Consider the following 14739-nt stretch of genomic DNA (forward strand, 5'->3'; position numbering starts at 1 on the left):
GGTTACATGGATGGTCTGGGGTCTTTTATCCAGCAGCTTAAATAATGAAAATTTACCCAAACGATCTTGAATGGATCCGATTAAATCCTATGTGGTGAGTATGATGGACGTTGCCACAATCATGGGGTTAGAATCTGACAGGTATATGCTGGTGGAGGGCCGGGTTGCTGTGAATTATATCAATTCCGGTTCGGCAGGCATATTATCTAAGTTTTTATCTGGTGTATGCATAATTGGGTGTCAGATGTGTCGCAAAGACAAGAAGTTATGGATGCAGGATATGGCAGCGTAGACAATGGCAAGGGTGTTTAACCTGGTAGGGAATCCTTTGATAATGACCCTTGTTTAAGCAAACGGTATGTTTTTTTAGCTCGCAGGATAGGTGTACGCCACCGAGTCAGGCTGCCAGCCCATCTCAAATGCAAGGTGTGCAAAGGATGGAGTACTTATCTTATCCCTGGCGCAATGTGCAGGGTAAAAATAAGAGGCAGTCGAGTGATTGCCTAATGTTTGGAATGTGGTGCAAGTTCACGAAGACCGTTCTAACTTACATAAAAATTATTCTCATTTCTCAATTTATTTTTCATCAAATTCTCAATAACCTATTTATACTAATATGACGTACTCATCATTATAATAATGCTAATGATGATGAGGTATTTAGCATTACCAGATGACAATCAGAAAATAAAAAAAAGGTGGTCAAAATGAAAATAACGCATGTTCAATCGGTCTTGCCAGAAGAGGATATTATTACATTGAAAATAAAAACGGGCGAATCTTCCACGAAGGAGGCCATTTCAAAAGCAGTATATCATTACCTCGATTGTCAGTTTGTAGAATAAATATTAGTATACAAAGTTGGTGAATAAAATGAAATCCAGTTTAAGATATATGGCAGCGGCTCCAATGGAGATTGGAGGAAATACTGAACTTGAAAAGATGGTGAAGATCACGCTGAATGTAGGGAAAGACGGTGATGTAAATCTCTGCTTTGTTGACTCTGTTAAATCGGATGAGGATATCTATTCCCAGGAAATAACCGAATCAGCATATCCAAATGAGGGTGAATTATTATACAGCAAACAGGGTCTCTGGCTATCAATGTTCACCAGGCACATGGAAGATACTTCCATAATGGAAGTCGAAATTGAAGAATAACGATTATCCTTCCTCCTACAGGCTGCCCCAAAACTAAAAGCATGTATACAAATCAAATGATGTCAATTTTGGTTTTGGGACAGCTTGTCGATCCCTTTTTTTTACATTAAGTACAACTTGCTCCAGCTTTTTTGCATTATATGATCTATAAGATCATGTACACAAGTTAATCCGACTGAAGGGGAGATTTTCTTGTTTACCTGGTTACATCGGTTAATTAATATAGATTTAATCCTATGTGGTGAGCATGACAGACGTTGCCATGATCATGGGCTCAGAATCTGACCGGCACATTGCCAAAGGTGCCATAGAAATATTGGAAAATGACAACATAGAGTACGACCTACAGGTAATTTCAGCACACCGAAATCCGGAAGAATTGGATAAATACCTGAAAAATTCAGATGCTGATATTTTCATTGCCATTGCCGGCCTTTCGGCAGCCCTTCCAGGGGTGATTGCCTCCAGGACTTCAAAAGTAGTTATCGGCGTGCCTGTAAGCAGCAAACTTGGAGGTCTTGATGCACTGCTCTCGACCATCCAGATGCCTAAAGGTGTGCCTGTTGCCAGTGTAGGGATCGATAATGGGGTCAATGCTGCACTGCTGGCTATCAGGATACTGAATTTGAGAAAATAGAATAATATCAAACGTTGCAGTATAACACACCTTCATTAGTCATCGGTTAAGGAGTTTGACTGGCTCGATATGGATTGTTTTCCAAATAACCAATGATTTTTTATGATTGACCAATTTAGTTTGAATAGAACACGGATTAGACGGATTTTCACGGATTTATTTTCGTATCCGCGCGCATCCGTGTCATCTGTACAATCCGTCTTCTATCACAATATTACTCTTAACCGATTACACATGAACACACCTTCAACAAGTCAATTTTTTTAATAAGTCCAATGTTTCAACGGCACACCCAACCGCAACAGAGCTGCAGGGTATAGTTATTAAGATCAACAGCAATAGCGCTAATTTCGTTGATTTTCCACACCAAGGCACAACTTACATCAAAATCCCCTGTGGAAATACACTATCAATCCAGCAAATTACGGCAAGTGTAGAGACCTACCAGTCATTTGGAGTTGAGTAAATAATACGGTGAAACAAAAAATCAAGTGTTACAATTTTGATTTTTATTTCTGAGGTAATAAAGTTTATACAATATAAAATGATTAACCATTAATAACTTTAATCATCCAATAATCACATGTATTGATATTACTAAGGGGGATTCAAATGGATATAATTAAAGAAATTAAATTCCCTTCTACGGATAATGAATGGATTCCAAAAGTCCTCATAGGAGGTTTCCTTGGAACAGTACCCATCATCAATTTTTTTGTATATGGATATTACATGAAAGTGCTAAAAGCAGCCAGTGAAGACACTCCAGAATTACCAAAATGGGACGATTGGGGTAATCTGTTCATCAGTGGTTTGATCGTATTCATAATTTGCACGATTTACTTTCTTGTACCGGTCATTGTAACGTCTTTATTTTTAGGAGGACTTGTAATTAGTGCAATTTCCACCAGCACTATGGACCTGGAAATTATTGGAGCTGCAATGGGAGGTTTTTTAGTAAGCATCTTACTACTTTTGATTTCCAGCTTTATACTTCCCATGGCCCTGTCAATGTATATCAAAGAAGACTCCATAGGTGCAGCCTTCAATATCGGGGAATTACTGTCCAGGATCAAATCAGTTCTCAGGGATTACCTGATAGTAATTGTTGTGGTGTTCATTCTTTTCTTCATTTTGGGCATGATAGCCAGTGTTCCATTTTTTGGCTGGCTGATATTTTTATTAGGTAAATTCTACATATTAGTTGTGGCAGCAAGTATGTATGGCAAGGTTTACGACCAATCAAAAGCTCAAAATTAATACAACATGGATATACTAAAGTGGATGTAAGATGTAACTGGATTCAGGGCAATTTTGATTAAATAAAAAGAGCCGACCAGGCATCTCCGGCCGGCTAATACACTTCACAGAAAAGTTCAGGCGTTCAGGATCTGCTCTACTTCGTCTTTATCCACATCCATTACATGTGGAATTCCTGAAACTTCGGCAGCCTCTCTCGTAATAGCTGCAATATCATCCCGCTCGATATACTGGAGAGCAAACTTCCGGTTCCCTGTCATCAACTGGCGCATACCCTGGGCCAGCCGCTGGAAGTACGTATACACACCAATAGCACCGGTTGGGATATCAGCGAACCTGTCGCCATAAATCTTTTTCAGTTCAGGTGCGGCGATAAAGATCTCCTCGATACTACTGCCGAACCTGCTGATATACACAGGTACATGCCCCTCATTGATCTTCCTGCCGATGGTCTTACCCACCATGGCAGCCGCCAGCGGACCTCTTGCCATACCAATAAGCTTGTTGTACGGAGCACCGATCGCCAGTCCCTTATAAACCTGGTCCTCAAGCGTGATACCGCCTGCAACAGCCACATCAGGCACATACTCACCGCGGTCGTCCAGTTTCTTAATGTACTGGTGCAACAGGGAGTATATCTCCACCTGCGGCATACCCCATTCATTCATCATTCTCCAGGGGCTCATACCTGTACCACCGCCCGCACCATCCACAGTCAAAAGGTCGATCTCGGCCTTGCTGGCATACTTCACTGCCCTTGCCAGGTCAGCGGGCCTGTATGCACCGGTCTTCAGGAAGACATGCTTGGCACCAAGATTTCGCAGCTCTTCAACACGGTCCATGAACCCCTCTTCGGTCACCATGCCGATCCGGCTGTGCCTTTCGAACTCATGGAAACTTCCCGCATTGAACGCATCGATCACGTCCGGGTCCAATGGATCAGGCAGCACCACATACCCGCGCCTGCGCAGCAGCTGTGCCTTTTCCAGTGTGTTCAGCATGACCTCGCCGCCGATGTCCTTGGCACCCTGTCCCCATTTCAACTCAACAGTCTCAATACCCAGTTTCACAAGTCCGTATTCCTGCACGCCTAAGACAGTATCTTCCACATTGGCCTGCAAGATGATATCACCGTATCCGTCCATCTGCCAATCCCTGTACAATTTGATCCTGTTGGCCAGCTCGGGTGAATGTTCTACACGTCCGTTCTCAATTACGGAATCAGGGTCCATACCGCAAACGTTCTCGCCGATGGTAAGGGGCACTCCAGCCATGGCACAACCGATGGCTAACCCGTCCCAGTTGTTCTTGGCCACGGCAGTGCTGCCGAGACCCGGGATGATGAAGGGCAGTCTCAGTTTGATTTCCTTGTCCTTACCGATCCTTACCTCAAGGTCCACATTCGGGAAAATGGCCTTATCGCTGTCTGCCTCGATGCCAATGGCACCCACGGCCGTCCCCATAATATTGAAATGGCTCAAATCCAGTGGATAGTCCTTCTCAGATGCCGAGGTAGTAATCCCATACGGCTGCGGGTAGATGACCTCGTGTCCGCGGTAAGCTGACTTACCGATCTCGCACATGCCGATACACCCGTCCACACAGGTGGTACACATGCCGCTGATAGGGCTTACCGAATCTTCGGTCCTGTTCTTTGTCAGCGTTGCAGCTGTTGCATTTATTCTTGTTAATGACATATTTTTCCTCCAAATTTTGTGTTCAATGACTTTTATTATCAAATTATTCAATTTATCCAGATAAATTCATTCAAGATATATTCCAGTTATTTCACATCCTCAGGTCCCTTCACGCATGACAGGCACGGTACCATGAAGCACATAGCATCACCATAATCCGGGGCACACACCGGCTCGGTATTGATACACCCGCTGCACAGCACGGTATCTGCCTGTGGTCCCTGGCACCGCAGTTCACAGACCGGGCAGATATACATACAGGCACCACACTTACGGCAATCCTCAGAATTCATGTCAAAAGGTGTGGTGATGTAGCGGTCAGGACCCCTGCCAGCGAACCCGATGGCCTTGGCCATCATTTGTTCCTCGCACATGCGCACGCACAACCCGCATAATATGCAGTCGTCGTTCAGGGGTTCGAACCTGACCTATTTTAGTAACAGCAATGCAGCCATGTCCTGCAATTTCTTTGAAATTGGAAACCGTGCAATAAGCAGTTCCAGAATAGTCTTCCTGGTCTTTATCACCCTGTTGCTGTGGGTTCGCACCTCAAGTCCTTCCCATACCGGATGCATGCACGAAGCGACAAGTTTGGTCTTATCCCCGCTACCGATCTCAACAACACAGAGCCTGCATACACCGTAAGGTGTAAGCCCCTCGTCGTGGCATAGCGTGGGGATATCTATCCCGTAGAACTGTATAACCTCAAGCAGGCTCCAGTAAGGATCTGCCTGCACTTCGGCACCGTTCAGCATGATCTTCACCATTTCTCCTCGTGGTGTTTGTGAATTTTGTGACATCCGGATCACTCCTTTCTAACGGCATCAAACTTACACACGTCATAGCAGATGCCGCATTTGATGCATTTCCCAGTATCCAGTACATGGGGCTGCTTCGTTTCTCCTGTAATGGCCTCTGCCGGACATTTCTTAAGACACAGGCCGCAGCCTGTACAATTACCGGCATCGATATTGTATGTAATAAGTTCAGTGCACACACCTGCCGGACATTTGTGGTCCTTGATATGTGCCTCGTACTCGTCCCTGAAGTACTTCAGGGTGGACATCACCGGATTCGGTGCTGTCTGGCCCAGACCGCACAGGGATGCGTCCTTCAGCACTTCGGACAGGTCCTGTATCAGGTCAAGGTCTTCCATCCTGCCCCTGCCCTCTGTTATGTCTGTAAGTATCTCGCCCATGCGCAGCAGTCCCTCGCGACAGGGTACGCATTTACCGCATGACTCTTCCATCAAAAAGTTGATGAAGTACCGTGCCACGTCCACCATGCAGGTGTCCTCGTCCATCACTATCATACCGCCGGACCCCATCATGGACCCTACTTCGGTCAGCCGGTCGTAGTCCACGGGCAGGTCGATGAGCGATTCGGGTATGCACCCACCGCTGGGCCCGCCGGTCTGGACGGCCTTGAACGCCTTGCCATCAGGGATGCCGCCGCCAATATCAAAGATGATCTCACGCAGTGTCATGCCCATTGGCACTTCCACCAGGCCGGTGTTGTTGATCTTGCCGACAAGGCTGAACACCTTGGTACCCTTGCTGGACTCGGTACCGATAGCAGAATACCAGTCTGCGCCGTTGTTAATGATCAGGGGAATGTTGGCCCAGGTTTCCACATTGTTGAGACTGGACGGGCGGTCCCAGAGTCCCTTATCTGATGTGTGGATGTACTTGGCTCTTGGCTCACCAGGCTTTCCTTCCAGTGAGGCCATAAGTGCAGTGGATTCACCGCATACGAACGCGCCGCCGCCACGGTTGACCTTCAGGTCGAAATTGAATCCTGAACCCAGTATATTATCTCCCAGCAGACCTGCTTCACGTGCCTGCTTAATTGCCAGGTTGATGTTCTTTAGCGCCAGTGGATATTCGTTCCTGACATAGACATACCCTTCATTGGAGCCAATGGCATAAGCGCCGATGATCATTCCTTCCAGCACACTGTGTGGATTCCCTTCCAGGATACTGCGGTCCATAAAGGCTCCCGGATCGCCCTCATCTGCATTGCAGATGACATATTTGATATCACCCTGTGCATTACGGGTGGACTCCCATTTTCGTCCGGTTGGAAAACCTCCTCCACCACGGCCCCTTATGCCAGAATTCTTAATTTCATCAACCACATCCATGGGCTGCATTCCACCCAGCACCTTTGCAAGGGCAGAATAACCTCCGATGGCGATATAATCCTCTATGCTGTGGGGGTCTATCTTGCTGTTATTGCCAAGAATCAGCCGCATCTGTTTTTTATAGAACGGAACTTCGCCTTCAGTCTCAACAAGCTGTCCTGCTTTGTCATCAGTATATAGCAACCTGTCAACGGTCTTGTTGTTGATAATCGTCTCCTCGATTATTTCAGGAATATCATCTATGGACAATCCCTGGTAGAAAATCTCTTGTGGATAGATCAATGCTATGGGTCCGCATTCACAAAAACCATGGCATCCTGTCGTCCTGACATCCACCTTGTCGGTCAGGCCTTTTGCTGCTATCTCGTTAACAAATGCATCCCTCACTTCCAGACATTGATTTGCCAGACAGCCCGGGCCGCCGCAAACAGCAATGCAGGGCTTATCCAGGTCCTTCCCGGCCAGTATCTCACTGCGAATGGCTTCCAGTTCATTTACCGATGTTACTTTCAATTAATTCACCTTCAGACCTATTTACTGTTTAACAGACTCTCGACCTTGATGGGTGTCATCTCCCCATGGTATTCTTCGTTCTCCACAACCACCGGACCAAGGGCACAGGCACCTACACAGTTAACGGTCTCAAGTGTATACTCGCCGTCGGCTGTGGTATCACCTGCCTTGATCTCCAGTTTTCGCTCCAGTTCTTCCAGCACTTTTTTCGAACCCCTGACATGGCAGGCAGTACCCATGCATACGTGTATCTGCTGCTTGCCTTTGGGTTTTAGGCTGAACGCCTTGAAAAAAGTAGCCACGCCGAAGACCTGGACCCTGGAGATATCCAATCTCTGAGCCACATATTCCAGTGACTCTTCAGGCAGGTAATTGTACTTTGCCTGGATGTCCTGTAATATGGATATCAGCGAACCTGGTTCGGCATTATACTCATCTATTATTGAATCCAGTTTGGATTCGTTAGCAGTCATCTGATTCCTCCTGTTTCATTTTATTTTCCTTACTATAATTTCTTACTATAATTTGGTTATCGGATATTGCAAAAAGCAATAGAATGTTCCATACTAAATAATTGAAAAAAAATAGGTTGGTATCTATTGCAAATAACCTGATCTACATAGTGTGGCTCGATATGGATAAGATATCACCTTGTATAGTTATGCCAATACGGATATAGTCAGCCATTTACTGACCATATCTTATTTAAATATAACCTTTTTTCAGATGTTAGGAAAAGGATAGCCTATGTCTAAAAGTAATATTAAAATTTATCTACACAAGACTTAACTGTAAAAATGGTATAGGCAATTTACTTCTTTTAATTAATATTAGTAGTTTACTAATTTGAACGATAATAATATATATCATAACACTATAGTCTGATGTCGGCTACCTATTAATGACTAACAAAAAATTCATGGAAATTCCTGATAATACCAAAAAATTGCAGCCCTTCAACAGAATACAGGTTTCATTAAAAATGTGCCAACATTTGCCAATATATAAGGCTAATTGGATCAATAACCTTAGATCTGGGTTGAGTGGGTTAGGCAGGGAATTTTATCATGATCAGCCAAGCCCGTAAAAAATAATAAGCAGGAGGCAAAATCGTGAATCTTAGAACACCAAACGCAAATGAAGCTACCGGGACATCCAACCGTTCCAGGAACGTGGCACCGGTATCAGGAATATGTACCCGCTGTGTGGACGGGTGCAGAGGCAACTGTGAGATATTCAAGGCAACATTTCGGGGCAGGGAAGTATTGTATCCCGGACCCTTTGGCGAGAGCACTTCAGGAGCAGACAAGAACTATCCGATCGACTATTCACATGTGAACATCCAGGGATATGCAGTGGGAGCATTCGGCCTGCCCGAAGGCGTAGAGCCGGGACCGGATACTGCAATATTCCCCAACGTGGATACTGAGACAGAATATGGCTGGGACCAAAAGGTCAAGCTGAAAGTGCCCATCTTCACAGGAGCCTTGGGTTCCACAGAGATCGCACGTAAGAACTGGGAACATTTCGCAGTGGGTGCAGCCATATCAGGCATCACCCTGGTCTGCGGCGAGAACGTCTGCGGTATTGATCCTGAACTGGAACTAAACGCTGAGGGCAAGATCAGCAAATCACCTGAGATGGACCGCAGGATCGAGACTTACAATAAGTACCACGAGGGATTCGGCGAGATACTTGTCCAGATGAATGTAGAGGACACCCGCCTGGGTGTGGCCGAGTATGTGGGCAGTAAGCACAACCTGGAAACCATTGAACTGAAATGGGGCCAGGGTGCAAAGTGTATCGGCGGCGAGATCAAGGTAAAGGAAATCGAAAGGGCTGTTGAACTGAAGAAAAGGGGATACGTAGTTACTCCTGACCCCGAAGCACACGATATCAGGGAAGCATATAAGATCGGTGCCATACGCGAGTTCGAGAGGCACTCCCGCCTGGGATTTGTCACAAAGGAAGATTTCATGGCAGAGATCGACAGGCTGCGAGACCTGGGATTCAAGCGCATCACTCTGAAGACTGGAGCATACCCGATGGTGGAGACTGCCATGGCCATGGCTTACAGTTCAGAAGCAAAGATCGATCTGCTCACCTTTGACGGTGCACCGGGCGGTACCGGCATGAGCCCGTGGCCTATGATGAACGAATGGGGCACACCCACATTCTACCTCCAGAGCCAGGTTTACGAGTTTGCAGAGAAGTTAAAGGCACAGGGTAAGAGAGTACCTGATCTTGCAATGGCTGGCGGTTTTTCAAGCGAGGACGGCGTATTCAAGGCCATTGCAATGGGCGCACCTGATGTGAAGGCAGTCTGCATGGGTCGCGGACTGATGATACCGGGCATGGTGGGTAAGAACATCGCCAAATGGATCGAGGAGGACGACCTGCCCAAGACGGTGTCCCAGTACGGGCGCAGGGTCGAAGAGATATTTGTCCATTATGAGGAACTTGTTGACAGGTTCGGCAGCGATGTGAAGGACATACCGCTGGGAGCCCTGGGTATCTACAGTTACTGCCAGAAGACCAGGACCGGACTACAGCAGTTGATGGCTGGCAGCAGGAACTTTAACCTGTCCACCATTTCCAGGAAAGACGTTATGTGCCTGACCGAAGAGGCTGCAAAGGTCTCGGGTATTCCGTACGTGATGAATGCATACAGGGAAGAAGCAGAAGCCATCCTGAACCAGTAGGATTTCTACTGGTTTATTTTTTTCTTTTGGAAATATTGTTATATATATTTTTACATATTTTTAAGTTTTTCGTAGAGTTCGTTGACATTGAGAAGGAAAATATCATTAGCACTTTTGATCAGTTCTTGGGAACACTTAGCTTGAGTAAAAACCTTTCCCTCACCTAACTCGATCCAAAATGGAGGTACGCTTTTCATTTCGTGAACCATGCCACCCGACATATCAGGCGCTGCATATAAAACTTTGTTGACCATTGAAGTTATTAGCCGTACCAAACACATGGGACAAGGTTCTAGGGACGAATACAGTTGGTAGCCTTCCAGTTCAGTGAGATCTTGGTGAGTGTCTTCAAACTTATCCATAACCACCATTTCAGCATGTCGATCACTACGAAAATATGGATTGAAAATTTCGTTGTGACCTTGAACAACCACATTTCCACTCCCATCTATCAAAACACATCCAACGCCAAAATTACCATCGTTCACAGCCCTCAATGCCAGCACATTCGTAAGCCATATGTAAATATCATCTGTGTATTCGTGATTGAATTGATAATCCATTAGCTGACTTTTCCATTTTTCAATTCGGTCGGTCGTTGGATCGATTTGCGCAAGTTCATTTAACCCTGATTCGATGATCTGTTCATCAGTCATTGTAAAACCCATCCCATGTAATCATGTGTAACAACACCTTTGACAAATCTGTTGTGCAAATAATATAGTTTTTATGATATAAATCATACCCTGACGTTATAAAAATCTTACGATTCACCACTTATTAACTAAACATTTACATCTCGGCCAAATGACCCATAATATAAACCGAAGACACTTTGTTATAAAAAGTTGTAATATGTCTTTCAGATAAAATTTACAGCAAATTTGCCAGTTGGAATAAAGGAGAACTACACTAATATGAAAGCCACAAAAATCGTGATCATCGGTCTTGGCGTAAGCGGCTTTATCGCCGCAAAGACTGCAAAGAAAGTAAATCCCGATGTGCAGATAACGATAATCGACCAGAAGGAGTATGACATGTTTTCGCCATGCGGGCTGCCTTTTGTGATGGAGGGTGTAATCGATGAGTTCGATGAACTCATACACAGCCTCCCGCTGGAAAAAATGAACATGGTCAAACTTTTGAAGCACAGGGCAGTGTCCATCGATTCCGGGAACAAGTTCGTAACTGCTGTGGATATTGAAACAAGCGAAGAAAAAACCATTCCCTACGATTCGGTAATAATCGCAACAGGATGTTTTCCATTCATACCTCCGATCCCGGGTGCACATGAACTGTTGAATAAGGGAGTCTTTGTGGTAAGCAACCCCGAAAATGCAAAACAGATCGTTGATTACTCAAAGGACATATCCTGTGCCGTTGTAGTCGGCGCGGGTGCGATCGGTCTTGAAACTGCTGCCGCAATTGCAGCACATAATATTGATTTGACAGTTGTGGAGATGCTGTCCCATGCATTCCCGCGAGCGATCGACCCTGATATTGCAAAAGTCCTAGAGAGATCACTGAAGAAATCCGGCATCAAGCTCATGATGAGCGCCACTGTTGAGAAGGTTTCAGGTAATGATGGGGTAACATCTGTAACTGTAAATGGTAAAAGCATCCCTGCTGATATGGTTATCATGGCATCCGGTGTACGTGCCAGCTGGGACCTGGCAAAGGATGTGGGATGCGAACCTGGAAACTGGGGTATTAAGACAAATGCAAAAATGGAGACCAGCATTGCCGGGATATACGCAGCAGGTGACTGTGTAGAGACCGTAAGCCCGATAAACCACAAACCATGGATGTCACAGCTTGCAACAACTGCATACCGCCAGGGGATCGCGGCAGGAGCGAATGCGGCTGGCGGATATGAGACGTACGACGGGTCTCTTACGACCTTTGTTTCAGTCGTTGGTTCGATGGAAATTGCAGCAACCGGTTTTAACCAGTTCTTTGCCAAATCCGCGGGATATGAGGTTGTCGCCGGAAAGGCAAGCGGCTTAACCAGACCTGAGTGGTATCCAGGGGCAAAGGAAATCACAGTCAAGGTCCTGGCAGATGCCAGAACAGCAAGGATAATAGGCGGTCAGGCAGTCGGTGAAGAAGGCGCAGCATCGCGGGTGAATTTGATATCGCTTGCGATCAAAGGTAATATGGACCTGCACGACCTCTATGGCGCAGAATTTGCATACTGTCCTGCTGTGTCTGAGACCTATGATCCTTTGTCAAAGGCATGTGAGTTCGCTATACGCAAGATGAAGAAATAGATATTTCTTCTAGTGTCAAGTCAACAATACAATATCGCTAGATATATTATCTGACACTGTTCCATTTCCCAGTTATTTTTAAGACGCAGATTTACACTGATTTACGCAGATTTAAGGTTGCATCTGAGTAACCTGCACGCCCTTAAGGCGTAGCAGGCATTCACTTCCCGCGGAAGTGAATGTATCAGTGTAAATCTGAGTCTAATATTATTATTGAAATAATTTGATTTTAGAATTGTGCCCTATTCCCTTCATAATCTGACACTTTGATGTTGACTTGACACTAGATAGTGTGGGCAAATTTACACGATTTAAGCTGTTGAGGATAAAATTATCTTTGCCTTCTTAGCGCCCTTTGCGGTGAATTAATCTAAACATCAATGAAGACGACTAAGTTTATCATATAACACCGCAAAGTCCGCAAATGGCGCGAAGAATCCAATAGTTTGGCTATCATACCCACTCAATGTAAAAGAGAGCTAGAAATAGTCTTGTTCAGCCTCTGATAAAAAGATGGAATCGAGAATAAGAAACTTTGTTATACTATTATCTACGTAAAATGAAACCGGTGATCATATGGAAAAATGGCGGGTCATTGATTTTGGAAAGGTTAACATAAGGTATATGATGGCAATGAACGAAGCCATCCTGAAATGCGATGAGGGAAACACCCTGATATTCTGGGACCCCACAAAATCCATCATCCTTGGGTATTTCCAGAAGGCTGATGTGGAACTAAACCTTGAGCGGTGCAAGGATTACACGATCGTACGCCGCACAAGCGGCGGTGGTTTCGCGTATTCGGATGATCGGGGACGGCAGATCAACTATGGTGTTATCGGGACAATAGACGATAAACGGTTCCCGATCGATGTTACGGACTCGTACCATCAGATACTTGGCATGCTTATAGAGACCCTGCGCGAGTACGGCTTGAATGCGGCTTTCAGACCCATAAACGACATTGTTGTTGACGGCAAGAAGATATCTGGTAATGCGCAGACCAGATGGAGTGGAAAACTACTCCAGCATGGTACACTACTACTGGATTTCGATATTAAGGAAATGCTTCGCCTCACAAATATCCCGCTTGAGAAGATAAGCGATAAACAGGTTGCCTCTATTGAGGAAGGGATGACATGGATGGATAAGGAACTCCCTGAAAAAGTGGATATGAGAGAGGTCAAGAAAGTAATACGCCGCAAATTCGGGGAGATATTCGGTGTGGAACTGATCGATTCAAAACCAAGCGAGAGCGAGGTAAAGATGGCGCAGGAACTGTTACCTAAGTACGAATCAGAGAAATGGAACTACAGGCTGTAAAGTAAATGAAGTAAAAATAAAAAAGCAGTAGCTCTTTGGATTAGCTATTATTTCACAATAAAGTTCATGCATCAAGTGAATTGCTATAAAAAAACAAAGGAGATCTGCCTTATCATCTTGATGCAAGATCTTCTTCAAACCACGGTTTAATATCATCCCCATGCACGAGTTTTTCCAGATCAGTCTCCATATCAGATGGCTCGATCACAATCAGCCAACCTTCTTCATACGGGTCTTCTGCCATCTGTTCAAGGTCGTCTTCGATATCTTCGTTCACCTCAATAACCGTGCCACTAACAGGCATGGTAAGCCCGCCCACCCATTTTGCGGATTCCAGTGACCCGAATGCTTCACCGGCTTCGAATTCATCATCTTCCACCGGAAGGTCGATAAACTCAATCGTTCCGACAGCGGTGGCGCCGAATGCATCCATTCCTGCTCTCACATTCCCGTCATCCTCAACCTTTGCCCAGACATGGTCTTTAGTATAATGAAGGTCATCAGGCATTTTGTATCCTTCGATCTCCATTGAATTATCCTCCTTTATCTATAGATAGATCATTGGTGTGTTTTCATATGTACGCAATTAATATCCTGCATAGCGTTCCCGCTCTTTTGCTATCAATTCACCGTAATACGCAGCCGCATCACTGGCAGTCATCAAGCCGGTGCCCTCATGATCACCCTTGACCTCGACCATGACGATATTATATGGGTCGCTGTTAATAATGTTCGGGTCATCCCAGAGATCCTCATTGACGCTCACAACAGTAGACTCAAACGGAAGTGATATCTGCGATACAGCTTTGATTGTCTCATATGCGATTATCAAGTCATCCTTCGGAATCACCTCGCCGACTTCAGGCAGGTCGATGTGTACGATCTCTTTTGAAAGCGACTGCCCAAGTTCTGTGATACCGAGCTGAAACCTGTCCTCATGAGGCTTTACCCACACATGTGTTTTTAAATACAATCTATTTTCAGGGAACTCAAAATCTTCAACTTTCATGAATTAGCCTCTTGCTTTTCTCTT

Annotated in this window: 16 protein-coding genes and 1 pseudogene; 9 read left to right on the top strand and 8 right to left on the bottom strand. The window is 45.2% G+C overall.

Annotated elements, in window-relative coordinates; translation table 11 throughout:
- The first annotated feature begins 70 nt into the window (after nt 1–70).
- The 6 genes and pseudogenes from HF974_11430 (at nt 71) to HF974_11455 (ending at nt 3058) form a co-directional block, all read left to right on the top strand.
- A complete protein-coding gene (locus HF974_11430; protein MBC2698919.1) occupies nt 71–292 on the top strand; it encodes a hypothetical protein in 222 nt (73 codons plus the stop codon).
- 41 nt (nt 293–333) lie between these two features.
- Nucleotides 334–507 (top strand): annotated as a pseudogene (locus tag HF974_11435) (ribonuclease P).
- A gap of 200 nt (nt 508–707) precedes the next feature.
- Nucleotides 708–845, top strand: a complete 138-nt coding sequence (locus HF974_11440) for a DUF5371 domain-containing protein (protein ID MBC2698920.1) — start codon at nt 708–710, stop codon at nt 843–845.
- A gap of 28 nt (nt 846–873) precedes the next feature.
- A complete protein-coding gene (locus HF974_11445; protein MBC2698921.1) occupies nt 874–1161 on the top strand; it encodes a hypothetical protein in 288 nt (95 codons plus the stop codon).
- Between the two features lie 247 nt (nt 1162–1408).
- Nucleotides 1409–1798 (top strand): 5-(carboxyamino)imidazole ribonucleotide mutase, encoded by a 390-nt coding sequence (gene purE, locus HF974_11450; GenBank protein ID MBC2698922.1) that lies wholly within the window; start codon nt 1409–1411, stop codon nt 1796–1798.
- A 612-nt stretch (nt 1799–2410) separates the two neighbouring features.
- Nucleotides 2411–3058: a DUF4013 domain-containing protein gene (locus tag HF974_11455; protein ID MBC2698923.1), complete on the top strand. Its 648-nt coding sequence runs from the start codon at nt 2411–2413 to the stop codon at nt 3056–3058.
- A gap of 116 nt (nt 3059–3174) precedes the next feature.
- Here the strand turns inward: HF974_11455 and HF974_11460 are convergent, their stop codons facing one another.
- From HF974_11460 to nuoE, 5 genes are all read right to left on the bottom strand, one after another.
- Entirely contained in the window at nt 3175–4755 is a 1581-nt protein-coding gene (locus HF974_11460) for an FMN-binding glutamate synthase family protein (GenBank protein MBC2698924.1), read from the bottom strand.
- Between the two features lie 86 nt (nt 4756–4841).
- Entirely contained in the window at nt 4842–5129 is a 288-nt protein-coding gene (locus HF974_11465) for a hypothetical protein (GenBank protein ID MBC2698925.1), read from the bottom strand.
- Nucleotides 5130–5183: 54 nt separating this feature from the next.
- On the bottom strand, nt 5184–5555 hold the full coding sequence (locus HF974_11470; GenBank protein ID MBC2698926.1) for a 2Fe-2S iron-sulfur cluster binding domain-containing protein: 372 nt from the start codon (nt 5553–5555) through the stop codon (nt 5184–5186).
- A 5-nt stretch (nt 5556–5560) separates the two neighbouring features.
- Complete coding sequence (locus HF974_11475; protein ID MBC2698927.1) at nt 5561–7411, bottom strand: NADH-quinone oxidoreductase subunit NuoF; 1851 nt, start codon at nt 7409–7411, stop codon at nt 5561–5563.
- Between the two features lie 17 nt (nt 7412–7428).
- Entirely contained in the window at nt 7429–7884 is a 456-nt protein-coding gene (nuoE, locus tag HF974_11480; GenBank protein ID MBC2698928.1) for an NADH-quinone oxidoreductase subunit NuoE, read from the bottom strand.
- Nucleotides 7885–8520: 636 nt separating this feature from the next.
- On the opposite strand from nuoE, the gene HF974_11485 reads away from it, so the two are divergent.
- Entirely contained in the window at nt 8521–10113 is a 1593-nt protein-coding gene (locus HF974_11485) for an FMN-binding glutamate synthase family protein (GenBank protein MBC2698929.1), read from the top strand.
- 50 nt (nt 10114–10163) lie between these two features.
- Here HF974_11485 and HF974_11490 read toward each other — a convergent pair whose 3' ends face one another.
- Nucleotides 10164–10769, bottom strand: a complete 606-nt coding sequence (locus HF974_11490; GenBank protein MBC2698930.1) for a nucleoside deaminase — start codon at nt 10767–10769, stop codon at nt 10164–10166.
- A 261-nt stretch (nt 10770–11030) separates the two neighbouring features.
- Here HF974_11490 and HF974_11495 point away from each other — a divergent pair, with 261 nt between their 5' ends.
- Both HF974_11495 and HF974_11500 read left to right on the top strand, forming a co-directional pair.
- The gene (locus HF974_11495) at nt 11031–12383 is read left to right on the top strand and encodes an FAD-dependent oxidoreductase (protein ID MBC2698931.1); all 1353 of its coding nucleotides are present in this window, start codon (nt 11031–11033) and stop codon (nt 12381–12383) included.
- Nucleotides 12384–12959: 576 nt separating this feature from the next.
- Entirely contained in the window at nt 12960–13706 is a 747-nt protein-coding gene (locus HF974_11500; GenBank protein MBC2698932.1) for a lipoate--protein ligase family protein, read from the top strand.
- A 112-nt stretch (nt 13707–13818) separates the two neighbouring features.
- On the opposite strand, the gene HF974_11505 is transcribed toward HF974_11500, so the two are convergent.
- Nucleotides 13819–14214: a glycine cleavage system protein H gene (locus HF974_11505; protein ID MBC2698933.1), complete on the bottom strand. Its 396-nt coding sequence runs from the start codon at nt 14212–14214 to the stop codon at nt 13819–13821.
- 78 nt (nt 14215–14292) lie between these two features.
- Nucleotides 14293–14715, bottom strand: a complete 423-nt coding sequence (locus tag HF974_11510; protein ID MBC2698934.1) for a glycine cleavage system protein H — start codon at nt 14713–14715, stop codon at nt 14293–14295.
- Nucleotides 14716–14739 lie beyond the last annotated feature (24 nt).

The organism is ANME-2 cluster archaeon (assembly GCA_014237145.1).
GTDB lineage: Archaea > Halobacteriota > Methanosarcinia > Methanosarcinales > Methanocomedenaceae > Methanocomedens_A.